The sequence below is a fragment of the Streptomyces sp. NBC_00670 genome, assembly GCF_036226765.1.
Lineage (GTDB): Bacteria > Actinomycetota > Actinomycetes > Streptomycetales > Streptomycetaceae > Streptomyces.
Map to the genome: position 1 here is coordinate 7,541,033 of NZ_CP109017.1, position 22,859 is coordinate 7,563,891.

Genomic DNA, 22,859 nt, shown 5'->3' on the forward strand with positions numbered 1-22,859 from the left:
CTCGCCGCTGGGGCGGATTCGTGGCGCAGCTCGCCGCGGCCCGGGACGTACAGGGCCTGGTACATCGTTCCGTGAACCATGCGTATCTCCGGCAGGTCGGAGAACCGGGTCCGCGCACAAGGAAGGCGGCCGTGCGAGGGCGTCGCTGCTTCCACCGAAGCGGCAGCGGGTGTTGCCGGTGGTGGACGGTGGGGCCGGAGGAATGACGGCCACTGGCCGGGGTGGACGGCTTGGACGCCGGTGCCGGCGTATGCCTTGGGGCTCAGGGCGAGCAGGTACCGGCCGCCGGGAGGGGCGGGCGGGGGAGGGGCGGGCGGCGTGCATGGCGTGGACGGCGGCGAAGGAGTGCCCGAAACGCAGCAGTCCAGGCGCTCCAGCAGCGCCCGAGCCTCGGCCTCGGCCTCCGCGCTCGGCGCGTGGCCGAGGGCGCAGGCGAGCTCGGCGCGGGCCAGCTCGGCCCGCTCGGCATGCTCGGACCGCGTCGGAGTGCCCTGCGCGAGGTCCTCCACCACGCCGCGAGTGGTGGTGCCGTGCTCGGCCGCCGGCTGCGCGAGCCGGTCCCGCGCGGCTGTGCTCGCCTTGATGCTCGTCTCGTATGCTGCCGCCGCGCAGATCCCGGGCGGCCACTGCCCGTGGGCGCAACATCACCTCGCAGCGCAGCCCCGATCCCCACTGATGTAAGCGCACGAGCGAAGTCGTTCGGTACGGCAGCCGTGTGCACGGGTGTGGGAGTCACGGCGAAGCAGCCGGGCCGCTCATGAGCCGCCTGCTTCGGTGAGCCGGCTGCCGGTGACGCGGGTCGCCGCCTGCTTGAGTCTGGTGAGCACCGGTACGACCTCGGCGTGCGTCACTCCAGGCAGGTCGCCGAGCTGCTCCGTGACATAGCTGAAGAGTTCGGTGCTGTCGCGGCAGGTGACGGCGGCGACGATGTTCGCGGAGCCGGTGATGGCGGCGACCCAGCTGGTCTGCGGGTGTGCGGAGAGGGCTTCGCAGACCGTGGTGATGAGGCTGGGGGAGACCTGCAGGAGCAGTGTGGCCGAGGTGCGGTAGCCGAACGCTTCCAGCATCACGTCCACGTCCACGGTGACTGCGCCACTGTCCAGGAGGGACTGCAGACGGCTTCTGACCCTGGACAGCGGCCAGTTGAGGGCGCGGGCCAGGGCGGCGGCGGTGGCGCGGCCGTCGTGGCGCAGTTCCTCCAGGAGCGGACGGTCCTCGTCGGGCACCGGGCTGTACGTCGCCTCGCGCCGGTTGGGATCGCGCCCCTGGAGGAGGTGCCGCTCCGCGTCCGGGCCCAGCGGCTCCTCGAATGCGGACCACTCGGCAGGGCCGCCCGAGTAGGAGTGCAGCACCAGGTGCGCAGTGAAGGACAGGACTTCCGCGGTGTGCGAGATCTGCGGCAGGACCCCTGTACCGCAGGCCGCGTCGGCGGGCAGGGTCGTGGTGCACATCAGTTCCGCACCGCCGGAGTGCAATGCGACCCAGGAGACGTCCTCGCGCGTGGCGAGCACGGCACCCAGGTGCGCGGCGGCGTCAGGGCGGCACTGCAGCCGCAGCAGCCACAGCCGGTGCCGTGCCGAGGCGGCTGCCTCACTGACCAGTACGCGGAGCACCCCCGCCTCCCGCATCGCGCGGTAGCGGCGCATCGCAGTCTGCTCCGAGACCCCCACCACCTCGGCGATCCGGCGCATCGGAGCCCGCCCGTCGAGCATCAGACACTGGAGGATTTGTTGATCAACGAGATCCATGCCGGGATTTTAGATGCCCCACGTGAACCACATGGAAGTTGCGCGGCCATATCCGGCTGATCGCTGGGGTTCTCGCAGGAAGCGAAGGACACTGGGCGCATGAGCGTCTTGAACCACCAGATCGTCTGGTCCCGCGATGCCGGGACCTCCGCCCGCTTCCTCACCGACATGCTGGGCTACGAGCCTCCGGTGAAACTCGGTCACTTCGTCACGGTGCAGGTCAGCCCCGACATCACCTTCGACTACATGACCACCGACCGCGACATCATGGCGCAGCACTATGCCTTCCTGGTCAGCGAGAACGAGTTCGACACGATCTTCGCCCGGATACAGGAGCGCGGCCTGGAGTACTGGGGGGACCCCCGGCACCAGGAACCGGGAGTCATCAACCGCCTCGATGACGGCCGCGGCGTCTACTTCAACGACCCCAGCGGCCACGAACTGGAGATCATCACCCGCCCCTACGGCAGCGGCGGTCTCGACGCCGAGCACGTCAACCCGCTGCTCGGTGAGGAGCTCAAGGCGAGCGGAAAGCTCCCGGACCTGTCATGACCGAATCCTCGACCGGCCGTCCCCTCGTCCAGGTCCTGATCGCAAGCACCCGGCCCGGCCGCGCGGGCGCGCCCACCGCGCGGTGGGTCGCCGCAGAGGCCGCCGCGGGCGGCGCCTTCGACATCGAGGTGGTCGACCTCGCCGAGATCGGCCTGCCGATGCTCGCGGAGCCAGGGCACCCGAGTTCGGGTGACTACCAGATGGCGTCCACCCGCGCCTTCAGCGAGCTCATCGACCGCGCGGCGGGATACATCTTCGTGATGCCGGAGTACAACCACGGCTACCACGCCGCCCTGAAGAACGCCCTGGACCACCTGTTCCGGGAATGGCGCGGCAAGCCGGTGATCCTGGTCAGTTACGGTGGCGTGGCAGCCGGGGCCCGGGCTGCGATGGCCCTCGAACCGGTGCTGATCGCGCTCCAGCTGCAGGTGGTCGGCTTCGTCCCGATCCCGCACATCGACCAACTGCTGCACCCTCGGGGCGACGGGCGGGTCTTCCGCCCCACCGCACCGATCGAGCACGGACTCACCACAGCCCTGGACGCCTTGCACCGGACCGTCCAATCGAAACGGACGGCCGCACACACCTGATCCTCCCGACCGCCTCGCGAAAGGAGCCACCATGCCCGAGTTCCGAGAACTCGACCCCCACGTCACACTCACCGACCAGCTCGAGGAGGGAGGCGGACCGGTCATCCTCGTCAACGTCCTGCAGGTCGCCCCCGAAGACGTCGACCAGCTGCTGCTGGCCTGGTCCACCGACGCGGCCGCACTGAAACACCAGCCGGGCTTCATCTCCACCCAGCTGTACCGCGGTATCGCCGGCAGCAGTACCTTCCTCAACCACGCCGTGTGGGAATCAACGGACCACTACCGCACGGCCCGCCTGGACGACAGCGTCCGCGCGGCCGCCCGGGCCCTGTACCCGGCCAGTCTCGTCGCCAGCCCGCATCTGTTCCGGGCGCAGGCAGTGCCGGGGATCTGCGTCGCCTGACATGCTGAAGCGGTCCCGGACCGTTCGGCGCGCATGGCTACGCCCGCCGCTCCGTCCCTGCCACGGGGCCCGTCCAGCGGCCGGAGCTGCCGGGGCGCTCGCAGGCACTGACCGTTCGCTTCAACCGTAGGAGAGTCGTGCCGGGCCCCGCGGCGGGCTCCGGTGCGGCCGAGCGAGGCTCGCCGCGTGCGTCCCGGCTCCCTGGGCCGCTACCACGGCTTCCTGCCGAGCACGCCTGGCATCGGCGAAAGGCGAACCCGCCAGGGGCGCCGCTTTGACTGACGGGCTGACCGGCAGGCCCGCCGGTCATCGGCTCAGGCGGGAGCCCGGTCTGTCAGGAGGCGGGGTGTACTGCGGGGGCCCGGCGGGCCCGGTCCGGATAGTGCTTGCGCAGATCGGAGGTGGTCATCCGGTCCAGCACCCGGTCGGGCAGGAGGCGGGAGGCGCGGATGAGGAAGGCGGTCATTGCGCCAATGGTGTAGCGGGCGCGGGGCCGGCGGACGGTCGCGGCCTTCGCGATCGTGCGGGCCGCGGTCTCGGCACTCACGCCGGCCTTGGTGAACGCGGCGACGTGGGACGGGATCGCCTGCATCAAGTCCGCGTAGCGGGCGCTCTGTTCCGAGGTCATCCCGGCACTGAGGCGGCTCAACGTCGTCAGGCCGAGGCCGGCCATCTCGGTCCTGACGCCGCCCGGCTCGACGACCACGACCTGCACACCGTGCGGGGCCAGTTCGTTGCGCAGCGCGTCGCTCACCGCCTCCAGCGCGAACTTGCTGCCGGCGTAGGCGCCGTAACCGGCCATGGACACCTTGCCGTTCAGCGAACTGATGTTGACGATCCGGCCCGCGCTGCGGACCAGCGCGGGCACCAGGGCCTGGGTGAGCGCGATGTGACCGAAGACGTTCACCTCGAACAGGCGCCGCCATTGGTCGAGCGGGATCATCTCGACCGGCCCGGCCATGGGCAGGCCCGCGTTGTTGACCAGTGCCCGCACGGGGCGGCCCTGAGCGTCGCTGTCGATGCGGTCCACCAGCGCCGTGATGTGGTTCGGATCGGTGATGTCGAGAATGACCGGCTCGATGCCGTCGGCGAGGAGCGCCCGGCCGTCGCTGTCGCGCCGCACACCGGCCAGGACATGAAAGCCGCAGCGGGCCATTTCGCGGGCGGTGGCCGCGCCCATGCCGGTGGAGGCACCGGTGACGACGACGAGTTCCTGAGTTTCGGATGACTTTGTCACCCGAATGACCCTGCCGTACTCGGATGACGTTGTCAACTCACTGGGGTGACGGTGTCATCACCGGCTCGCTAGGATGACCGTCATGATCAGCCGCACCGAATCGGCCGCCGCCACCCGCCGCGCCCTCCTCGACGCCGCAGCCGCCCTGCTCGATGGCGGCGGCCTCGACGCGGTGACCCTCCGCGCGGTCGGCGCCGAGGCCGGAGTCACCCGCGGGGCGCCCTACCGGCACTTCCCCGACAAGGAGAGCCTGCTGGTGGCGATCGGCACGCAGGCGTGGGAGCGACTCGGCGATTTCATGCAGGAGCTGCGCGCCGACCCGGGCCGGTCGGCCGGGGAGAAACTGCGCAGCGGGGTCCTCGCGCTCATCGACATCGGCCGCACCCGGCCGCATCTGTACAAGCTGATGTTCAGCAATCCGTCCGGCGACCCCACCGCCCTGGCCCGGGCCGCCGAGCGCAGTCAGGCCGAGTTCCTGGCCATCGTCGCCGACCTGGTCGGCGAGCAGCACGCCCGCCGGTACGCCGCCCTGCTCATCAGCACCGCGAACGGTGTCGCCGGCATGGAAGTGAGCGGCCAGCTGCCCAACGACAAGTGGGGCGAGGTGGACGCCGAAGACCTCATCGACACGCTCGTCACCATGATCGCCGGAATGGGTCGGCAGTCCTGACCGGCAGGCTGGTCGGACGCTGGTGAGTGTCGGGCAGAGCGGCGCTCGGCGTTGCGTCCGTAGCCTCGGTGCGGTGAAGCGAGGCCCGACCTCGGTGGACGCGGGCGGGGGAGGAACTGTCGGTTCGACGGTGGCCGACAACGGGGCGGCCGCCGTCGAACCGGCCCGCGCCGGGTGAATCGGCGGCCGGGCCAAGGACGCAGGCGAGAGCCCGTGCATGCCGTGCCGGTCAGCCGCGCGCGCCCCCGCGACCGGCGAGCCGCGCGGGGATGTGATCCGTCTCAGCGGGCTCGCAGACCCTCGATGGCGGCGTCGACCGCGGCCAGGGCGGCCTCCTTGTCGAGCCCTGCCCGCGAGACGAGTGAGAGGCCCTGGACGAGGTACAGCAGGAGCTGGGCCTGGGCCTCGGGGGTGGCGCTGTCGGTGACTTCCCCGGCGGCCTGCGCCCGGCGCAGTGCCTCGGTGACGATGGCCGTGAAGCGGCGGTAGGAGCGGGTGACGATGTCCGTGGCGTCGCCGTCGTGCGGCACGAGTTCGGCGGTCGTGTTGCCGACCAGGCAGCCGTGCGGTGTGCCGACGTCGGAGATGAACTCGTCCAGGCGCGCTGGGTGGGTCAGCATCTGGCGGAGTCCCGGCAGGAGGGGAGTGGTGTCGAGCGCGGCGGTCAGGCGCCGCTCGTACACATCCCAGTAGAGCCGGACGGCCTCGAGGTAGAAGCGGCGCTTGTCCCCGAACGCGCCGTAGAGGCTGCCTCGTTCGACAGTCAGGGCGTCGACCAGGTCCTGGATGGATGTCGTCCCGTATCCCCGGGACCAGAACAGTTCGAGTGCGCGCTCCAGCGTCTTGTCCTTGTCGAACTCGCGGGGGCGTCCGGTTCGTGCCACGACCCTGATCCTATGACTTCTTGACGCTCCGTTCAAGAAGTCGTAGCTTCACCCCTGTTACTTCTTGAACGGCCACATAAAAGTCAGGTGCCGATGGAGTACGCCATCGGTCCGGAGGGTGAAGCGATGACAGCGGAAGAAGTGGAACTGGCAGGCAGGACGGCCCTGGTCACCGGCTCCGGCGCGATCGGCGGGTTGGGACATGCGACGGCCAGGCTCCTGGCCGCCCAGGGCGCCGACGTGATCCTCACCGGCGCTGATCCGCAACGCGGCGCCGAGGCCGTGGAGGACATCCGGACGGCCGCCGGCGGCTCCGCTGCCGGGACGGTGCGTTTCGTCGCCGCCGACCTCGCCGACACCGAGGCCGTGCGACGGCTGGCCGAGGACGCCGCAGCGGCGAACATCCTGATCAACAATGCGAGCGTCATGACGTTCAGCCCGACCACTGAGCAGGACCTGGCGGGCTATGACGCCGCCTTCGCGGTGAACGTGCGGGCGGCGTTCCTGCTCACCGCGCTCCTCGCGCCGAAGATGGCCGCCGCGGGCGGCGGCAGCATCGTCAACGTCAGCTCCACCGCGGCCGGTCTCGGCATGCCGGGCATGGCCGTCTACGGCGCCACCAAAGCCGCTCTCGAATCGCTGACCCGCACCTGGGCGGCAGAATTCGCCTCCGCGAACGTACGGGTCAACACCGTCGCCCCGGGCCCGATGCGCACCGCGAAGGTGGTCGCGGCCATGGGGGAGGACATGGGCGGGATGGGCCTGACCACCGCGCTCCAGCGCACCTCCGACCCGACCGAGGTGGCACAGGTGATCGCCTTTCTCGCCGGCGACCGCGCCAGTTACATGACTGGGGCGACCGTGGCCGCCGACGGCGGTCGGACCGCCATCTGAGCCCCGACCGGCTGGAAGCGCCCACCGAACAGCCCCGGACAACCCACCGACAGCTCACCGACAGCCCCGGACAACCCACCGACAGCTCACCGACAGCCCCGGACAACCCACCGACAGCTCACCGAACAGCCATCCAACAACGCGCTGCACCGACGGGCACACCCCGTCATCAGTTGCGCACCACGCGCCTCATCGGCGCCGCACGAGAAAAGGCCTCACATGGGACGCCTTGACGGCAAGCACGCACTCATCACCGGAGGCACGAGCGGCATCGGCCTCGAAACAGCCCGCGAGTTCCTGGCGGAGGGAGCCACCGTCGCGATCACCGGCCGCTTCCAGGGCAGGCTGGATGCGGCCGCCCGGCAGCTGAGCGGGCCACTGCTGACCCTGGTCAGCGACGCCGGTGACGTACCCGCCCAGGCGACGCTCGCGGCGAGGCTGCACACGCAATGGCCCAAGCTCGACATCCTGATGAGCAACGCCGCCGACCTCACCCATCTCCCGATCGAGGAATGGACCGAGGAGGCATTCGACAATCTCCTCGCCACCAACCTCAAGGCGCCGTTCTTCCTGATCAAGGAGCTGCTGCCGCTCTTCTCGCAGCAGTCCTCGGTCATCCTCGTCGGTTCGGTCTCCGCCTTCGTCGGACACGAGAACGCGACGGTCTACGGTGCCGCCAAGGCGGGCCTGCTGTCCTACGCCCGCGGCCTGACCCACGAGCTGAGGAACCGGGGCGTGCGCGTCAACGGGCTGAGCCCGGGGCCGACCGTCACCAACGCGTTCGCGCCGCTCGGCCCGGAGCGCCAGGCGGCCCTGTATGAGGAGCTGCGACGGACCGTGCCGCTCCACCGCCTGGGAACGCCCACCGAACTGGCGAAGGCAGCCGTCTATCTCGCCTCGGACGAGTCTGCCTACACCGCCGGCACCGTGCTGCGTGTCGACGGCGGCATCGGAGAACTCGCCTACTAGCGTCGCCCCGCGTCTTCGGTGGTACTCGGCCAGGAGCGTGGACACGTTCCTGGCCGATGCCGGCGATCCTCGGGTCCTCCGGGGCGCGTATCGGAGTAGTGATCAATTGGTGGTCCGAGTGTCTTCGCGTCAGATCGGACAGGGTCCGCGGAACTCCCCTTCCCGGCTGGTGAGTTGGGTTCGCGTCACGAGGTGAGGATCTACCGGTCCGGGCCCCGCCGCAAGGACGAATCCGAGGTGGCCACGCACCGCGAGGACCACAAGACGATCGACCACCCGGCGGCGGGCCCGGTCACGGTCGGCTGCGACGTGCTGGCCCAAGGCGACTCCGAGCACAAGACGCGCCGACGTGGCGCTCACGCACAGGCCGTTCAACTCCCTCGCCGGGTTCGACAGCGAGGAACTGACCGGGGCAGGTCGCCGTCCTGCCGGCCGGCCACCCTCTCGCCGCGCGCAGGACACTGTCACTCGCCGACGTCAGCGACATCCCCGGCCTTCCGCTCGCCCACTGGGCCCACGACGGTACCTGTCCACCCGGTCCGGGACCCGAGATCCACGATCAGCCGCAGCTGGCCCAACTGGTCGCCCTCGGCCGCAGCGTGGCCGTCTTCCCCGAATCCGCCCGCGCCTGGCTGTGGGCCGAACACGCCGCGGTTCCCCCGACCGACGCGCCCCCTGTCGTCACGCACGTCGCCTGGCCCGCGCACAGCCGCTCCTCGCCCTCGCGGCATGGTCCGCACCGCCGCACAACTGTGACCGGCGTGTGCGGCTACCGTGTGACCGTGAAGCGGTGATGGCCCGGTCCCAGCCCGGAGACGGAGACACGGTCGCCGTCCTTGGTCACCCGGCCGGCCCGTGCGCGCCGGCCGTCCCATACGACGTGTCCCTCCTGCCGTACCACCGCGAGTGCGGAGCCGACCGGCAAGGAGACCGTGCCCCGGGTGCCGCGAGGTGCCTCGACGGTCAGGGTGAACGACTTCGTCGTGTTCGTCCAGTCGACGGCCAGCGGACCTGCCGGAGTGGGCAGTTGGCCCTGTGCCCAGGCCACGTCGCCGGGGTGGGGCCTGACCTCCCAGCCGGTGTAGCCGGGCGACGTCGGACGGGCGCCCAGGAGCTGGTGCGTCAGGGCCGGCAGCACGCCCGTGGACCACCCGTGCGCCATGCTCGTGTAAGCACCCTCGTAGAGGGAACCGCCGGGGCCGATGCCTTCCCAGTGGGTGGTGCCGGGGTCATGGCTGTCCATCCAGCCGTAGGTGCGCCGGATCTGGTCCAGCGCCGAGGACGCGCGTCCGCTCTCGAAGCGGGCCACGATCTCGGGGTAGGAGGTGAAGGCGTAGACGCGCTGGGAGGCGCCATCGAAGAGGGTGTCGTTGTCCATGAAGGCGTTGCCGTACGGCAGCCGTGTGGTGGCATCGAGGTGGTCGAGTGCCGCGGCCGCGCGCTCGGTGCCGGCGACACCGGAGACGATGGCGAGGGAGTTGCCGTCCTGGGCGTGACGGGCCGCTCCGGTGGACGAGTCGAGGTAGGCTCCGGCGGAGTCGTCCCACAAGTGGGTGTTCACCGCGGCGGCGACATTCCGGGCGCGCTCGGCCCACCGCTCGGCGTCCGCCTCGTGTCCCAGCCAACGGGCCAGTGCCGCACTGTCCTGGAGAGCCTGGACGTACAGCGCGTTGTAGTAGGTGATCCGGCCGGTGCGGTCGAGGAAGGCGTAGTCACCGTAACGACCGGTGTCGCCCAGGCCCTTGCTCAGCAGCCCCGCCGAGTCGGTGACGCTCGGGTACCAGGTGTCCAGCACCTTCCCCAGGTGGGGGTAGTACCGGGTCGCGTAGGAGCGGTCGCCGGTATAGAGGACGTAGTCCCAACTGCACGTCACCCACCACAGGGGATAGTCGAACAGGGGCAGGTCGTAGGAGGAGATGGAGGCGGGCGGTATCCAGCCGTCGGCTCGCTGGTGGTCGGCGAGGTCGGCCAGGACGTTGCGGGCGGCTGCCGCGGTGTCGTCGTGGGTGAGGTAGAGGGTGCGGGCGGAGACGGCGAGGTCACCGACATAGGGGTCGCGGTCGCGCTTGGCTCCGTCGTGCAGCACCAGCTTGCCTTCCAGGGAGGAGGTCCACGCGTTGCGGGGATCCACGTCGTCCTGGCGGAAGGTGTCGGTGACCAGCTCATTGGTGTACGACGCGCCGTACCAGTAGCGGTTGAGGTCGTCGTCGGAGCACAGGAACCAGCCGCGGTAGGTGCTGGGCGTCCCTATGTAGCCGGTGAAGTCGAGGTCCACCGATTCGATCCGCACGGTGCCCCAGGGCTGGGCGACTGGGGCGTCGGTGGCCAGCGCGTCGAGCGTGATCTTGAGGTAGCGGAAACCGTGCAGTCCGTCGGCGAACACCTTGCCGTCACGAAGGAAGCCCTTGCGGTCCGTCCAGGTGGTCCCGCCCGCGGGGACGGCGAACTGGTCGGTGCCCTGGCCGGCGCCGCCCGCCTGATCGGACCGGGTGAAGTCGGACCGGTCGGTCAGGAACTGCCGCGTCTCCGAGAACGCGAGGCGGACACCGGGGGAGTTGTCCGAGGCGGAGGCGAACCGGATGCGGGGGAAGCCCACGACGACCTTGCCGAAGTCCACCGTGACACTGGGGAGTTCGGGCGCTTCCACGGCGGCGGGCCACACCTCGTTGATACGGGTGAACGCCCCGCGGGGCGTGTCCTGCACGTTGGTGACCGTGATGCGGACCTGAGTCGTCGAGACGGGTGCGGAGAAGGGCACGGCTCGCTGCACGGCGTCATTGCCCGACACCGCGGCGACGGTGTGCCAGGCGTCGCCCTGCCGGATGTCGACGGTGAAATCGGTGGGCACGCCGTCGCTGTTGGAGAGCACGGTGATGCCCGACAACTGCTGGACGGCGGGCACAGTCAGGGTGAGCGTGTCCGGGAAGGCGCCCAACGTGTCGTCGTTCCAGAAGCTGTCGAGGTCACCGTCGACGGCGTTGCCCGCTTCGTACGTGCGAGGGTTGCCGTCATTGCCCAGGTTGCCGGCGTGCGAGGAGGACGCCGCCGCCGTGGTGCCCTGGGGCCAGCGCGGCGGCGCGACGGGTTGGGGGCGTTCCAGGACGGTGACCTCGCCGCCGCGCTCGAGCAGGGCCTCGGGCCGGCGTACGGCGCCGGTGGAAGCGATGACGCGGACGGGGCGGATGGTACGGCCCGACGGGCCCTGAACGTAACGGTGCCAGGACGCCGCTCCGCGGGGGACCACCGCGGGCGAGCCCGCTGAGGGGGCGGCAGCAGCGGGGGAAGACGCAGCCAAGGGAAGCCCCGCGGCGGTGAGTGCCGTCAGCGTGGCCCCCGCCGCGATGACGGTTCGACGGCTGGGAGCGGTCTGCGGGTGCGGCTGGGAGGTCCTGCGGCTCGACGACATGACACCTTGTCTCTCTGGATCGAAATGAAACGATTCAACCGAGGTGTGCGGCAAGAAGGTATCCCAGGCACGTCTTTCCCGTACATACCGTGAACCGCAGTTCTTCGCCCGGCGGGGTGGAGGGTGTTCCAGGATTCGACCGGTCCGCTTGGCGATCTCTAGCCGACTGGTCTACGTTCTTCTCGGACGGAAAGCCACTCGAAAGGCCAGGGCAAGTGCCTCCCGGTCGCACTCGGTGCCGAGGTCGCCGACTCGTCGGAGTCGATGCGGCTGGTGATGAGGGAAGGCGCCAGCGCCGTCGTCGAGCCATCGAACGCAGCCTCGTCGCCGGACTGGTGGACGGATCGATCACAGTCGACGGCGAGCCGGGTGACGCGACTCAGGTGCTCAATGGCATGTGGCTCGGGGGAGCGTCATGGCCAAGACCAATCGCCAACTCGCACCGTTCGACGTCGTCATGACCGTGACCCGGCAGCTCCTTCACCTCTGACGGGACGCCCGTGCTCCTCGGACTGGGCACTCGTGCGGTCCGGAACGAGGAGTAGTGTCCGGTCCCCGTCCTCGCTTTCCGGCCGCTGCCGGTCTCAGCGCCGGCGGACCTCTTCCTCGTCGACGGTCGTCCACCCCGTGCCGAAGTCGGCCTCGCCGATGTGGTGGTAACGGCTGTGGCCGCGTCTGGTGAACGTGTCCCGGAGGGTGAAGCTGTTTCCGCTGCTCGTCATGGTGCCGGTGAAGACGAGCCGGTCACCGTCCCAGCCGGACGACTGCTGCGTGGCCCTGCCCCCGACGCTGTCGAACCACTCGGCGACGAACACGTCACGAGCCGGGTCGTACCCCCAGAAGTAGGTCGCTTCGAGCGGATCGGGATTGTCGGCGGTTCGCCGCTCCCGCGTGTGCGTAATGACCCAGTTGCCTTCGTAGCCGGTGCTGTTCCGGATGTCCATGACGATCGGCTTCGGTCGGCCGGACGCGGTGAAGAAGAAGGTGCCGGTCCCGAGCCAGGCACCGTCGAAGAAGGAAAGCTCGGCCAGTCGGGAAACAGGCTGCGAGGTCACGGCGGTCCCGTCGCCGAACGCCACCCCGCCTCCGCCCGCTGTCGCCGCCAGAGTGCCCGCGGCTATGCAGAAACCCCTGCGACTCACATTCACTGTCGTGCTCCAGTCCTCTGTGCGGGATGTGCGGGATGTGCGGGATGTCAGGCGGAGGCGCTCTTCTTGCCCAGGTCGAAGGCGTGGAAGAAGGAGCGGGCGCCCATGGACATGGACGGCACGTGCTCCTGCATCAGACGCATGCGGTGCGGGGCGTCATGGAACCTCGGCTGGAGCTGGAATTCGGCGGCCAGGGAGAACCACGTCACCGGCACTGCCCCTGCCCCGGTCATGCGCTGCAGCGCGGCGTGGTGGGCTTCCGCGGAAGGGCTGGCACAGGCGTCCACCGCGACATGGACGTGGTAGCCCTCGCGCAGGCCGCCGAGCACGGTCTGCAGCACACAGCCGTCCGTCGCGATGCCGCCGATGACCAGGTTGGGCCGGCCCGTGGCCCGGACCGCCTCCGCGAAGGGGGCGTCGAGGAACGAGTTGAAGTCGACGGCGCGTTCGATGACCGGCTCGTCGCCGATGGCGTCCAGCAGTTCGGGGTAGAGAGGGCCGGACGGCTTGGTCGGCTCGCCGTTGGTGACGACGAGCCCGCTCCCATACCACTTGGCCGTCTTGGCCAGACCCACGGCGTTGTTGATGTGTTCCCTGAGGTCGTGCGAGCCGATGAGATTGGCAAAACCGATGGCGTAGTCGACCAGGACGACGGTGGTGTTGTCCGGGCTGAGGGGCTCGGGCACTGCCATGACGGTGCTTCCTTCCGCGGGTGCCTGCAGGTGGCGACCGAAGCGGTCTTCAGTAACCGCTTGGTCACCAAGACCATAGATCAGTTGGGTCCTTAGTGTCCACTTGGTTACTTGATGGACGTGCTCTCTTCGGACTCTTCCTGTCGAAAGTGCTGGTCGCGACTTGTCCCATACCGCCGATACGGCACCAGTAGTCCGTCGCGCTCTCGGCATTGATGACCATGTGTACACTTGCCGTATGACTGCACTTCCCCCGGACGGCTCCCCGGACGGAAAGCGGAGGCGAGAGCCCGAGGTGCGCCGGGCGGCCATCCTCCAAGCGGCGCGCTCCGCGTTCGCCGAACGCGGTTACGCGAAGACGACCATCCGCGAGATCGCGCGCCGGGCAGGAGTCACGCACGGTCTGGTGATCCGTCACTTCGGATCCAAGGAGCAGTTGTTCCTCGCCGCGGTCCCCAGTTCCCAGAACCTCATGGCGGAGATCGCCGGTGACCCCGCCGCACTGCCCACGCGCGTTGCACGCTCCTATGTCCGCCGCATGTCCGCGTCGGGCGGGAACGACCCCTTCCTCGCCCTGATCCGGTCGGTCGCCTCTGGAGAGGAAGCCGCCGAGCGGCTGTTCACGGCGATGCAGGAGGAGAGCCTGGAGATGTACCGGCACGTCATTCCGGGACCGGATCTGGAGGAGCGCGTCGGATCGGTCGGCGCCTACCTGATCGGTGTGACCTTCGCCCGTTACGTCCTGGGCAGCGGCCCCCTGGCCGCGATGTCGGACGAGGCACTCGTACGGCACCTCGTTCCCCGGCTGCGCGGCATCCTCCTCGACTGACGGGGACGCGCCGCCCCCCGTGGACCGGCAGGTGAGACCTGGGACCGTTCCTGTCGGGATGGACGGCGACCCGGTCCGCGACGCTTCGCACCTGGCCGGCGACGACCCCGTGACGCGGCTGGAACGGCTGCGTACTGAGGGCGACGACCCCGTAGTTGAGACGGGCAGGCCGATCCGGAGGTCGCCGAGGAGCTCGGTGTCCACTCCGGGACGCTCCACAGCCGGGCGTCGCGGTGGCGGCGCAACCGGTTGGAGTCGTCCGGTCGGCCGAGCCCGCGCCGAAGGGCGGATGCGCGAGGCCGAGCGCGCCGGACTGGAGCGGCTGCGGCGGGAGATGAGCGAGGAGAACAAGCGGATACGGGAGACGGGGAGGGAGCGTGATGCAGGGTGGCGGACCCGTGTTCGGACTGTGCGGCGCTGAGTCGGCTTGTCTGGTGGGCTGGTCCGATAGGGGTCTTTGGTGTCGATGAACCGTTTGGTGGCCGTGTCGTGGCGACGGCCTTCGGGGACTTCACTGTGGCGGGCGTTGTGCAAGGTGCTTAAGGGGTGGCGCGGCTTTTGGTGGGGAGGCGTGAGGGCGCTTCTTTCCGCCGGCCGAGGAGGAGGTGTGCCGTGGGGTGAGGAGTCGGTCCGGGACCTGTCGTGCGGAGCGTCTCCGGCCCGCCGGGTGTCAGCCTGGCGGGCCGGAGGTGCGGAGGGGATCCTTCACGCGGAGGCGGACGGGCTCTTCTCGGCGACGGTTGTGGTTTGAGCAGTGGTGAGTGTGATGAGGGCGTCGGCTGCCGGGCCGGAGGAGGCGGGGTTCTGGCCGGTGATGAGCAGGCCGTCCTGGACGACGTAGGGCTGCCAGTCGCTGGTTGTGGAGTAGATGCCTCCGAGCTTTTTGAGTTCGTCCTCGACGAGGAAGGGGACGATGTCGGTAAGGGCGACGCCGTCTTCCTCGGAGTTGGTGAAGCCGGTGACCTTCCTGCCCTGCACCAGGGGGGTGCCGTCCTCGTTGATGGTGTGGCGCAGGACGCCGGGGGCGTGGCAGACCAGGGCCAGGGGCTTGCCGGAGCGCAGGGTGGTCTCGATCAGGCGGGCGGAGTCGGTGTCCTCGGCCAGGTCCCACAGGGGGCCGTGGCCTCCGGGGTAGAAGACGGTGTCGTAGTCGTCGGCGGTGACGGAGTCCAGTCGGACGGTGGTGGCCAGGGCGCGGGTGGCCTCGGGGTCGGTTTCGAAGCGGCGGGTCTGGTCGGTCTGGTTGGCGGGTTCGTTGCTCTTGGGGTCCAGGGGCGGTTGGCCGCCCTTCGGGGAGGCGAGGGTGATGTCCCAGCCGGCTTCCTTGAACCGGTAGTAGGGGGCGGCGAGTTCCTCCAGCCAGAAGCCGGTCGTGCGGCCGGTGTCGCCGAGCTTGTCGTGCGAGGTGAGGACGATGAGGACCTTCATGATGACTGCTCCTGTGGATCAGTGGGCCGGTCGCCCGTAGCGGGGCGGGTGGCGCGGGGGGTGAGGCGTGGCGCGAGGACGCGGGGCGCGGCCTGCGCCCGCGGGTGCGGGCGGCCGGGCAGGGGTGCGGCTTACTGGGCGAGGAAGGCCAGCAGGACTCCGTTGACCTCGGTGGTGTGGGTGATGATCAGTCCGTGGGGGGCGCCGTCGATCTCGGTGTACTGCGCGGTGGGCAGGGCCTTGGCGAAGCGCCGGCCGGTGGCGTCGATGGGCAGGGTGCGGTCGGCGGTGCCGTGGACGATCAGAGTCGGAACGTCGATCTTGGGGATGTCGGCGCGGAAGTCGGTGGGCCAGGTGAGGGGGGCGGTGGCCGAGGCGATGGCCCCCGCTCCGGCGGCGACGTTCCAGGCGTTGCGGACCGCTCCCTCGCTGACGCGGGTGCCCAGGTTCTCGTCGAGGTTGAAGAAGTCGTTGTAGAAGTCGGAGAAGAAGGCGTACCGGTCCTTCTTGACCGCTTCGGAGACGCCCTGGAAGAAGGAGGCGGGCGCGGCGCCGTCGGGGTTGTCGTCGGTGATCTCCAGGAACGGTTCCAGGGAGGCCAGGAACACCGCCTTGGCGATGCGGCCCGAACCGTAGGAGGCGAGGTAGCGGGCCACTTCACCGGTGCCCATGGAGAACCCGACCAGCGCCGCCTCACGCAGATCCAGCGTCTCCAGCACGGCGTTCAGGTCCGCGGCGAAGGTGTCGTAGTCGTAACCCGTCGAGGGTCGGCTGGACTTGCCGAACCCCCGCCGGTCATAGGTGATGACCCGGTAGCCGGCCTCCAGCAGCGCCGACGTCTGCCCCTCCCACGAGGCCCCGTCCAGCGGATAACCGTGGATCAGCACCACGGGCTGGCCCGAACCCAGGTCCTCGTAATGCACCTCGATGTCCGTGCTGTTCTCCGTGCCGACCTTGATACGTCCCATGACGTCCGACCTCCGAAGTATGTTGCGCGTTCCGACACCCGGAACTATACGACTGGTCTACTTGGCCGTCAATCGTGCGTCGATCCGACAGGCCCGCCGATCACCTCACCGACGGCCCAAGGCGGCAGGCCGTGATCCGCGCGGCGGGGTCGTGTAGGGCACGCAGTGGCGCAATGCACGCTCGTGGCCAGTGCCAGGTGTCACCGGCCGGACGGCCGGGTGCGCCCGTATCGACAGCTGCCGGCATGGCTTTGCTGACCGAGGGTGCAGTCCCGACGGCGTCGGCACGATCGCTGTTCGGCCCACGGTGGCCCGCAGCGCGCGCGTACCGGGTACGACGGCCGGCGCCCTGTGTGTTCGTCGCGGGGCTGAGGGCGATGGTGACGGGCTACGGCCCGGCGTTGGCCGGACGGGTTGCCGCTCATGCAACCGGCGGTTGCCGCTCATGTACCGGACGGGTCGCTGCTCATGTACCGGGTGGGGGTTGGTGCCGTTCTGGATTGCGCCGGATCCGGCTCGCTGTCCGATCTGGTGGACCTTGCAGAGAGTGTGTCCTGACCGGGTGGTCACTATGCCGATCCGGACGCGGCGCAGTACGGGGGGCTTTCTCGTTCGGTGGGCCCGGGTGTGGATCCGCCGGGCCGTTGAAGGACTCGCCGCGGCTGCCGCTCTCGTGCAGCAGGGCCGTTTCATGGTGCCCGCAGCGGCCGTTGTCGCTCGTGAGGAGGTGGTTGTGGTGTGCAGTTGAGTGGGGTGGGGTCGTGTCGGGGGGGGGTGTTCGTGCTGTGGGGGTGTGGAGTTCAGGGGGGGGTGGAGAACGTCCGTGGGTTGTTCCAGGGGGGCGGGGTGGCCTGTGTCGGGGATGGTTACCGGTTTGGGTGTGTTGGGGGTGTGGGCCGGATTGCTGCTTCCTTCGAAGGGGTCGGGTATGTCGTGTTCGCCGACGTCGTTGGGGGTGGGAATGGTGAGTGTGTGCGGTGCTGATGTGTCGTTGCTGAGTGGGTCCGGTGTCGATGGTGGTGTGTTTTGGGTTAGGCAGTTTCGTTTGGATCAGTTGGTCGTTGGTCCGGGTGTGCCGTTGACTGATGCGCAGTGGGCGCGGATCGAGCCGTTGCTCCCGGACCGGACGCCGAAGCGGGGTGGCCGCTGGCGTGACCATCGTGAGGTGATCGATGCGATCGCCTTCAAGTTCCAGACCGGCACGCAGTGGGTGCACCTGCCGGAGAAGTACGGCAACTGGCGGGGCGTCTACAACCGGCTGCGGATGTGGGCCGTGGACGGCACGTGGGAGCGGGTGTTCACTGCCCTGGTGGCCCAGGCCGACACGGACGAGGATGTCAGCTGGGCCGTGTCGGTGGACTCCACCATCGTGCGGGCTCACCAGCACGCTGCCGGGGCCCGCAAAAAGGGGCCCCGGCCGGGGAGCCGGACGACCACGCCATCGGCCGGTCCCGCGGCGGACTGACCACGAAGATCCACCTCGCGGCCGACGGCCGCTGCCGGCCGCTGGCTTTCGTTCTCACCGCAGGCCAGGCCGGTGACGCACCCGCCTTCACCGAGGTCATGGCCCGCCTGCGCGTTCCCCGCCCGCGAGGCCGGCCTCGCACCAGGCCGGACCTGGTCCTGGCCGACAAGGCGTACTCCTCCCGCGCGATCCGCGACCACCTGCGCCGACGCGGCATCCGGGCAGTGATCCCCGTCCCCGCAGACCAGCGCGGACACCGGCTACGTCGGGGCAGCCGCGGCGGCAGGCCACCGGCCTTCGACCGTGAGACCTACAAGCAGCGCAACACCGTCGAGCGGTGCATCAACCGTCTGAAGCAGTGGCGTGGTATCGCCACTCGCTACGAGAAGACCGCGACCATCTACCTCGCCGGACTCCACATCGCGGGCATCTTCCTCTGGTCAACGCGGTGATCCAAACGAAACTGCCTAGTAGTGCTTCGTTAGGTTCTGGGTCTGATTCTGCGTGTGGTGAGTGGTCGACCGCAGGTGGTGCAGGTGCCGGTCCAGCACCTCAGCAGGTCCTGGAGGACATCGAGGACCTGGTAGAGGGTCAGGCCGGCATGTGGGCTTTTGGGTCGAGCCGCCGGAGGGTGAGGAAGGCCTGGGCGGCGGTGACGAGGGTGACGTGGTGGTGCCAGCCGCGCCAGGCGCGGCCTTCGAAGTGGTCCAGCCCGAGTCCGTGCTTGAGCTCGCGGTAGTCGTGCTCGATGCGCCAGCGCATCTTCGCCCACCGCACCAGGTCAGCGACCGGGGTGGTGGCGGGCAGGTTTGATATCCAGTAGCCGGTCGGAGCGTCCTGGCCGTCCGGCCATTCGACCAGCAGGGTCTGGGAGGGCAGGACTCCGTTCCAGTGGTTGCGGCCGCCGCCCGCCTCCTGGGCAGCGGCCAGGCATTGCTTGCCCGCGGGCCGCACTGTCAGCACCGCGAACCGTGAGGTCATCGCGCCTTTGCTGCCCTGCCTCCAGGTCACCTCGGTGAACCGGCTGGCACTGGCCCGCGCCGCAAGGGCGGAAACGGCTCGGGGTGGGGTGCGGTAGCGGGGCAGGGTCGGCGGTCCGAGCCCGCCGTAGACGGGCTGGTGCGGCTCGACCTCCTCCGGGTGGGCGACTTCCTTGCCGGTCAGCGCGAGGACGTAGGACAGTCCTCGCTTCTCGAGGCCGAGGCGGAAGGGGGTGCTGACGCCGTAGCCGGCGTCGGCGACCACGACCGGCGCCTTCAACCGCCAGTCGGTCAGGCTGTCGAGCAGGCCGAGCGCGAGACGCCACTTCTCCTGGTGGACGACGTCGTCGGGGACTCCGGCCCGGCGGCAGCGGTCCGGTTCGTCCGTCCACTCGCGCGGCAGATACAACTCCCAGTTCAGCGGGCAGGACGCGGTGTCGGTGGCGGCATGGACGCTGACCGCGACCTGGCAGTTCGCGCGTTTGCCGACCGCTCCGCAGTATTGGCGGGCCACCCCGGCCGACGCCTTGCCGCACTTGGGGAACGACACGTCGTCGATCACCCACACCTCAGGAGTGATCACCTCGGACAGCCGCTCAGCGATCCGCTGCCTGACTGGCAGCGGATCCCACGGCGACTGGTTCACGAACTGCTGCAGGGCCTGCATGTTCCCGTCCGGCAGCCGCTCGGCCATCGGCTGGACCGACTTGCGCCGGCCGTCGAGCATCAGGCCCCGCAGATAACACTCGCCCCACCGCCGCTGATCCCGGCGCGGCAACGACCCGAACACATCGGCAACGAACCCCGCCAACTCGCCCCGGAGCCGTTCCACCTCCCCCAGCCTCATCCTGGGAGGCTGCCCACCACCAGCCGAGATCACTCAACGTAACGAAGCACTACTAGGATGCGGCCCGTGGATCGAGACTGGATGCGACAGCGGCTTGAGGCGTTCGACGACCTGGCCCTGCGCTACGAACGAAGTACAGGGCCCGGCGACTACATAGGCGATGCGGCGTTGTATGAACAGCTGCACCGCGCAGAGCCCACGGTCAAGCAGATCCTGCGGCTCCTGGACCCGCAGCTTGCCGAAAAGATCAATCTCGATCAGATGGCAGGCGAAGACATGGCCCGCAACGAGGTTCATCGGGGCCTGGGCATCCTGGCGGACATGGACGAATGGGCCGCCCGGCTCGTACCAGATGCCCCCACCCTGCCCGCTGACCAGTTCCACCCCTGGGTGTGGGAGCCGGCCGCCCCACTGTGGGGCGCAGAGGCCCGGCAGGACGCCGTCCTGGCTGCTGCCCGCACTGTGAACCGCCGACTCCAGCAGAAGCTGGGACGTCACGACATCGGCGAGACGGACTTGTGCATGCAGGCCTTCGACATGAAGGAACCCGCCGCAGGGAAACCACGCCTGCGCTTCGACGGCGACCGCAACACACCTACGTGGCGCGCCCGACAGGAAGGCGCCAAGTACCTCGCGGCCGGCGCCTTCCTCGCCCTGCGGAACGTCGCCGCGCACGAGGATGAGGTGACCTGGACCGAACAGGAAGCGTTGGAGCACCTGGCGACCTTGAGCGTCCTCGCCCGCTGGATCGAGCAGTGCGCTGTGGAGCGCGCCACCTAGACCCAGATTTCGTGCTCGTTGCGGTAGTGAGGCCACGGCCGCCCGGCCTGCCGTGCGGCGAGGACGTCCTTGATACCCGCGACCCACGAGCCTGGTTGCAGGAGCTCAATCAGATAGCGGTCCAGCTCGGATCGGCGCATCTGCAGCGTCCATCCCGGCGTCATCGTCAGGCTGCCAGGAAGTGCCACGGACCGCAGCTGTTCCTGCTGGTGGATCTCCATGATGACCTCGCCCTGCTGGAGGTCCGCATTGCCCGGCGGGCGGACCCATCGTGCGTCCAGGCCGGCGGCCTGTAGCAGGCGGGTCAGTACCGGACCGGAGGTCTCCACGGTCGCCACGGCGTAGTCGCCGATCAGCCGGGCGCAGGCCACCGGATGCAGTGGATAGTTCGCCCAGGGCACCCGCAGCGGGTCGCGTGCCGTACTGTCGAGGCTGGTGGCGTGGACGTTGTGGTCCTCGCGGCCGGCCGCGATTCCCGCCCGTTGCAGGGCGGTGGCGGCTGCATGCTGAAGACGCTCGTTGAACTGCTTGGAAGACATGCCGTGCTGGGCGCATGCGTACTGGTCGACGACGAACAGGGCCCGGCTGCCGGGCACCGGGGTGGCGTAGATGCCGTCGGTTGCGGCCCGCTCCAGGGCGTCGCGCAGCACGTCCAGGTGGGTGCGCAGCGGCAGGTTCAGGTCGTAGAGGAGTTCGGAGGCGTTGTCCCCTGGAAGCGGGCCGCCGTCCAGCACAGCCGCGCGGGCCTGGTTGATCCGCCGTAGCTGCGCGCTCCTGCTGTTCTTCGGGTTGGTCTTGATCTCTTCTGTTCGGGGCGGGTGCACGCCGTCCCATACGGTGATGTCGCCGATGCGCAGGCAGTTGGTCAGGTCGTGCAGGAGTGCGAAAGCGCCGTCCTCCTTGCAGGCCCTCTCGAAGTGTTCGAGTTCTGCCGGCAGGCCCGCTTTGCCGTACATCGGGCCGGGCGACTGGTTGCGGCACAGAGCGAGGATGAACGGGCGGTGGAAGCCGAAGACGCGCCAGGCCAGCGCGTCACCGACTGAACGCAACTGACGGGCCAGCCTCTCGCACACGTCGTGCTCGAAACGCCAGGTCGCGATGTCAGCGGGGTCGCGGCCTGACTGGAGCTCCGGGACCTCCCGGTGCGGCTGCTTGCCGTTGCGCATCCGGGTGACGGCACGCTTGAACTCCCAGCGGTCCTTCTCCACCTCCAGCAGGCACGTGAGCAGGTCCCGTTGAAAATCCGCCCCGGCCTCCACCGACTCGCAGGCGCGGAGCTGTTGGATGAGCTGGACCAGGACCGGCTGCATAGCCTGATGGCGAGGGTGCATCACCATGTCGTCGGGGCTGTAGGAGTCGGTGTGGAACAAGCTCATCCTGCAAGTGTGGCGATCACTGCGTTCCCCTGCTGTCGTTTTCCGGGCCGCCGGAGCCATGTTCGAAACCTTTGAGTACGGAGGTCGAGTTTCGCTCCGCGTTGCTCAAAGGCGTCCTCTGAACGGCGGAAGGAGAAGCTCGGGGCCGACGGGTGCAGCGGCATGGACATCGTGCCCGTCATGCCCGGGCAGCTGCCCGAAACCGCAGGGCTAGAGTCTGTCGTCATGACCGCAGTCGTGTTCCCTTTCGCTGCCGCCCCGGACGGGTGGCGAGTGGCGATCAAATGTCCCGACGACGGCATGATCCTGGTAATGCCAATCGTCGGCTGGGCCACTCCCGTCGACGGTATGCGGCGAACCGATCACCAACTGGCCGTCGAGCCCGTCATCCTCTTCGACAACGTGGACGAGCCGCTCATAACCACTCTTGCCGACACGCTCCACGACTGGACCGACGGCGAAACACTGCACCAGATCATCGCGCCAGGCTTTGAAGTCCGCGAAGTGCCAGACGGCTGGTCAGTGCGCGAATACGGGGACTGAGTACGCGAACGCCCGCCCCGGGATAGGGCGGGTGCTGGACTACGAGCGGCTTCAGCGAAGTCCGCGATGGTGAGCTTCCCGACGGATCCGCGCCGCTTGGCGGCCGGCCCAGTCCGCCAGCTCACGTGCCTCGCCAACCAGATGATGCGGAATCGACCTGGGCTCGCCGTTCGGCTCAAGCAGCAGATCCGCTTTGTCGGGCAGAGGCAGCATGTCCGCGCTGGCGTAGCAGTCCGTCCAGCCGATGCTGTGGCCGGACGGTGGGCAAACCCGGTCGGCGTGAGCGGTGGTCAGTAGGCGGTGGGCGGGCTCGCCGCCGAAATCCGTTTCGTGCGGTTCTGGCAGAAGACGAGCGATGAACTTCGCGGCGTTGACGCGTCCTATGGGCACGAGTCCTCCTGGACTCTCCAGCGGTCGCACCCCGACCGCCCAGGCCCCGCGCCTAACGAT

Annotated in this window: 21 protein-coding genes and 1 pseudogene; 11 read left to right on the forward strand and 11 right to left on the reverse strand. The window is 69.3% G+C overall.

Annotation, left to right across the window (positions count from 1 at the left end; genetic code table 11):
• Nucleotides 1–755 precede the first annotated feature (755 nt).
• A complete protein-coding gene (locus OIE12_RS33270; RefSeq protein WP_329141670.1) occupies nucleotides 756–1,748 on the reverse strand; it encodes an Lrp/AsnC family transcriptional regulator in 993 nt (330 codons plus the stop codon).
• A gap of 99 nt (nucleotides 1,749–1,847) precedes the next feature.
• Here OIE12_RS33270 and OIE12_RS33275 point away from each other — a divergent pair, with 99 nt between their 5' ends.
• Genes OIE12_RS33275 through OIE12_RS33285 form a run of 3 tightly spaced genes read left to right on the forward strand, consistent with a single transcriptional unit; the run spans nucleotide 1,848 to nucleotide 3,293 of the window.
• Nucleotides 1,848–2,300, forward strand: coding sequence for a VOC family protein (locus OIE12_RS33275; RefSeq protein WP_329141671.1), 453 nt, complete (start codon nucleotides 1,848–1,850; stop codon nucleotides 2,298–2,300).
• Nucleotides 2,297–2,890: an NADPH-dependent FMN reductase gene (locus OIE12_RS33280; protein WP_329141672.1), complete on the forward strand. Its 594-nt coding sequence runs from the start codon at nucleotides 2,297–2,299 to the stop codon at nucleotides 2,888–2,890. Before OIE12_RS33275 ends, OIE12_RS33280 begins: the two co-directional genes overlap by 4 nt.
• 31 nt (nucleotides 2,891–2,921) lie before the next feature.
• Entirely contained in the window at nucleotides 2,922–3,293 is a 372-nt protein-coding gene (locus tag OIE12_RS33285; protein ID WP_329141673.1) for an antibiotic biosynthesis monooxygenase family protein, read from the forward strand.
• Nucleotides 3,294–3,627: 334 nt separating this feature from the next.
• Here OIE12_RS33285 and OIE12_RS33290 read toward each other — a convergent pair whose 3' ends face one another.
• Nucleotides 3,628–4,530, reverse strand: a complete 903-nt coding sequence (locus OIE12_RS33290; RefSeq protein WP_329141674.1) for an SDR family oxidoreductase — start codon at nucleotides 4,528–4,530, stop codon at nucleotides 3,628–3,630.
• Nucleotides 4,531–4,612: 82 nt separating this feature from the next.
• Between OIE12_RS33290 and OIE12_RS33295 the strand changes: the two genes are divergently transcribed.
• The gene (locus OIE12_RS33295) at nucleotides 4,613–5,200 is read left to right on the forward strand and encodes a TetR/AcrR family transcriptional regulator (RefSeq protein WP_329141675.1); all 588 of its coding nucleotides are present in this window, start codon (nucleotides 4,613–4,615) and stop codon (nucleotides 5,198–5,200) included.
• A gap of 281 nt (nucleotides 5,201–5,481) precedes the next feature.
• On the opposite strand, the gene OIE12_RS33300 is transcribed toward OIE12_RS33295, so the two are convergent.
• Nucleotides 5,482–6,084 carry a TetR/AcrR family transcriptional regulator gene (locus OIE12_RS33300; protein WP_329141676.1) on the reverse strand — a complete coding sequence of 201 codons (603 nt, stop codon included), beginning with the start codon at nucleotides 6,082–6,084 and terminating at the stop codon, nucleotides 5,482–5,484.
• A 141-nt stretch (nucleotides 6,085–6,225) separates the two neighbouring features.
• Here OIE12_RS33300 and OIE12_RS33305 point away from each other — a divergent pair, with 141 nt between their 5' ends.
• The 3 genes and pseudogenes from OIE12_RS33305 to OIE12_RS33315 all read left to right on the forward strand — a co-directional run.
• Nucleotides 6,226–6,978 (forward strand): SDR family NAD(P)-dependent oxidoreductase, encoded by a 753-nt coding sequence (locus OIE12_RS33305; RefSeq protein WP_329142383.1) that lies wholly within the window; start codon nucleotides 6,226–6,228, stop codon nucleotides 6,976–6,978.
• Nucleotides 6,979–7,197: 219 nt separating this feature from the next.
• Nucleotides 7,198–7,947: an SDR family oxidoreductase gene (locus OIE12_RS33310; RefSeq protein ID WP_329141677.1), complete on the forward strand. Its 750-nt coding sequence runs from the start codon at nucleotides 7,198–7,200 to the stop codon at nucleotides 7,945–7,947.
• A gap of 340 nt (nucleotides 7,948–8,287) precedes the next feature.
• Nucleotides 8,288–8,703: pseudogene (locus tag OIE12_RS33315) on the forward strand (LysR substrate-binding domain-containing protein); the annotation flags it as partial.
• Nucleotides 8,704–8,716: 13 nt separating this feature from the next.
• Here OIE12_RS33315 and OIE12_RS33320 read toward each other — a convergent pair.
• The 3 genes from OIE12_RS33320 to OIE12_RS33330 all read right to left on the reverse strand — a co-directional run bounded on the left by OIE12_RS33320 (nucleotide 8,717) and on the right by OIE12_RS33330 (nucleotide 13,193).
• Nucleotides 8,717–11,353: an alpha-L-rhamnosidase-related protein gene (locus OIE12_RS33320; protein WP_329141678.1), complete on the reverse strand. Its 2,637-nt coding sequence runs from the start codon at nucleotides 11,351–11,353 to the stop codon at nucleotides 8,717–8,719.
• 584 nt (nucleotides 11,354–11,937) lie between these two features.
• Entirely contained in the window at nucleotides 11,938–12,432 is a 495-nt protein-coding gene (locus OIE12_RS33325) for a DUF1579 family protein (RefSeq protein ID WP_329141679.1), read from the reverse strand.
• A gap of 116 nt (nucleotides 12,433–12,548) precedes the next feature.
• The gene (locus OIE12_RS33330) at nucleotides 12,549–13,193 is read right to left on the reverse strand and encodes an isochorismatase family protein (protein WP_329141680.1); all 645 of its coding nucleotides are present in this window, start codon (nucleotides 13,191–13,193) and stop codon (nucleotides 12,549–12,551) included.
• A 238-nt stretch (nucleotides 13,194–13,431) separates the two neighbouring features.
• Between OIE12_RS33330 and OIE12_RS33335 the strand changes: the two genes are divergently transcribed.
• Nucleotides 13,432–14,022, forward strand: coding sequence for a TetR/AcrR family transcriptional regulator (locus OIE12_RS33335; protein ID WP_329141681.1), 591 nt, complete (start codon nucleotides 13,432–13,434; stop codon nucleotides 14,020–14,022).
• Nucleotides 14,023–14,727: 705 nt separating this feature from the next.
• Here OIE12_RS33335 and OIE12_RS33340 read toward each other — a convergent pair.
• Nucleotides 14,728–15,450 carry a type 1 glutamine amidotransferase domain-containing protein gene (locus tag OIE12_RS33340; protein WP_329141682.1) on the reverse strand — a complete coding sequence of 241 codons (723 nt, stop codon included), beginning with the start codon at nucleotides 15,448–15,450 and terminating at the stop codon, nucleotides 14,728–14,730.
• 131 nt (nucleotides 15,451–15,581) lie between these two features.
• A complete protein-coding gene (locus tag OIE12_RS33345; RefSeq protein ID WP_329141683.1) occupies nucleotides 15,582–16,418 on the reverse strand; it encodes an alpha/beta fold hydrolase in 837 nt (278 codons plus the stop codon).
• A gap of 1,054 nt (nucleotides 16,419–17,472) precedes the next feature.
• Here OIE12_RS33345 and OIE12_RS33350 point away from each other — a divergent pair.
• Nucleotides 17,473–18,335, forward strand: a protein-coding gene (locus tag OIE12_RS33350) for an IS5 family transposase (protein ID WP_443054085.1) whose coding sequence is annotated in 2 segments (ribosomal slippage) — nucleotides 17,473–17,830 and nucleotides 17,830–18,335 — 864 coding nt in all. Because the reading frame shifts where the segments join, the coding sequence is not laid out codon by codon here.
• A gap of 139 nt (nucleotides 18,336–18,474) precedes the next feature.
• Here the strand turns inward: OIE12_RS33350 and OIE12_RS33355 are convergent.
• A complete protein-coding gene (locus OIE12_RS33355; protein WP_329130346.1) occupies nucleotides 18,475–19,710 on the reverse strand; it encodes an IS701 family transposase in 1,236 nt (411 codons plus the stop codon).
• 66 nt (nucleotides 19,711–19,776) lie between these two features.
• On the opposite strand from OIE12_RS33355, the gene OIE12_RS33360 reads away from it, so the two are divergent.
• The gene (locus tag OIE12_RS33360) at nucleotides 19,777–20,490 is read left to right on the forward strand and encodes a TIGR02391 family protein (protein ID WP_329130344.1); all 714 of its coding nucleotides are present in this window, start codon (nucleotides 19,777–19,779) and stop codon (nucleotides 20,488–20,490) included.
• Here OIE12_RS33360 and OIE12_RS33365 read toward each other — a convergent pair.
• A complete protein-coding gene (locus tag OIE12_RS33365) occupies nucleotides 20,487–21,866 on the reverse strand; it encodes a hypothetical protein (protein ID WP_329130342.1) in 1,380 nt (459 codons plus the stop codon). The two genes, OIE12_RS33360 and OIE12_RS33365, sit on opposite strands and share 4 nt — an antisense overlap.
• Before the next feature lie 162 nt (nucleotides 21,867–22,028).
• On the opposite strand from OIE12_RS33365, the gene OIE12_RS33370 reads away from it, so the two are divergent.
• Nucleotides 22,029–22,409, forward strand: coding sequence for a hypothetical protein (locus OIE12_RS33370; protein ID WP_329130340.1), 381 nt, complete (start codon nucleotides 22,029–22,031; stop codon nucleotides 22,407–22,409).
• 51 nt (nucleotides 22,410–22,460) lie between these two features.
• On the opposite strand, the gene OIE12_RS33375 is transcribed toward OIE12_RS33370, so the two are convergent.
• Entirely contained in the window at nucleotides 22,461–22,799 is a 339-nt protein-coding gene (locus OIE12_RS33375; RefSeq protein ID WP_329130338.1) for a hypothetical protein, read from the reverse strand.
• Nucleotides 22,800–22,859: the final 60 nt, after the last annotated feature.

Bases quoted from the DNA above. Each gene is read 5' to 3' on its own strand.
- OIE12_RS33270 (WP_329141670.1), bottom strand. From the start codon at position 1,748: ATGGATCTCGTTGATCAACAAATCCTCCAGTGTCTGATGCTCGACGGG.
- OIE12_RS33275 (WP_329141671.1), top strand. From the start codon at position 1,848: ATGAGCGTCTTGAACCACCAGATCGTCTGGTCCCGCGATGCCGGGACC.
- OIE12_RS33280 (WP_329141672.1), top strand. From the start codon at position 2,297: ATGACCGAATCCTCGACCGGCCGTCCCCTCGTCCAGGTCCTGATCGCA.
- OIE12_RS33285 (WP_329141673.1), top strand. From the start codon at position 2,922: ATGCCCGAGTTCCGAGAACTCGACCCCCACGTCACACTCACCGACCAG.
- OIE12_RS33295 (WP_329141675.1), top strand. From the start codon at position 4,613: ATGATCAGCCGCACCGAATCGGCCGCCGCCACCCGCCGCGCCCTCCTC.
- OIE12_RS33310 (WP_329141677.1), top strand. From the start codon at position 7,198: ATGGGACGCCTTGACGGCAAGCACGCACTCATCACCGGAGGCACGAGC.
- OIE12_RS33320 (WP_329141678.1), bottom strand. From the start codon at position 11,353: ATGTCGTCGAGCCGCAGGACCTCCCAGCCGCACCCGCAGACCGCTCCC.
- OIE12_RS33330 (WP_329141680.1), bottom strand. From the start codon at position 13,193: ATGGCAGTGCCCGAGCCCCTCAGCCCGGACAACACCACCGTCGTCCTG.
- OIE12_RS33335 (WP_329141681.1), top strand. From the start codon at position 13,432: ATGACTGCACTTCCCCCGGACGGCTCCCCGGACGGAAAGCGGAGGCGA.
- OIE12_RS33340 (WP_329141682.1), bottom strand. From the start codon at position 15,450: ATGAAGGTCCTCATCGTCCTCACCTCGCACGACAAGCTCGGCGACACC.
- OIE12_RS33345 (WP_329141683.1), bottom strand. From the start codon at position 16,418: ATGGGACGTATCAAGGTCGGCACGGAGAACAGCACGGACATCGAGGTG.
- OIE12_RS33355 (WP_329130346.1), bottom strand. From the start codon at position 19,710: ATGAGGCTGGGGGAGGTGGAACGGCTCCGGGGCGAGTTGGCGGGGTTC.
- OIE12_RS33365 (WP_329130342.1), bottom strand. From the start codon at position 21,866: ATGAGCTTGTTCCACACCGACTCCTACAGCCCCGACGACATGGTGATG.
- OIE12_RS33370 (WP_329130340.1), top strand. From the start codon at position 22,029: ATGGACATCGTGCCCGTCATGCCCGGGCAGCTGCCCGAAACCGCAGGG.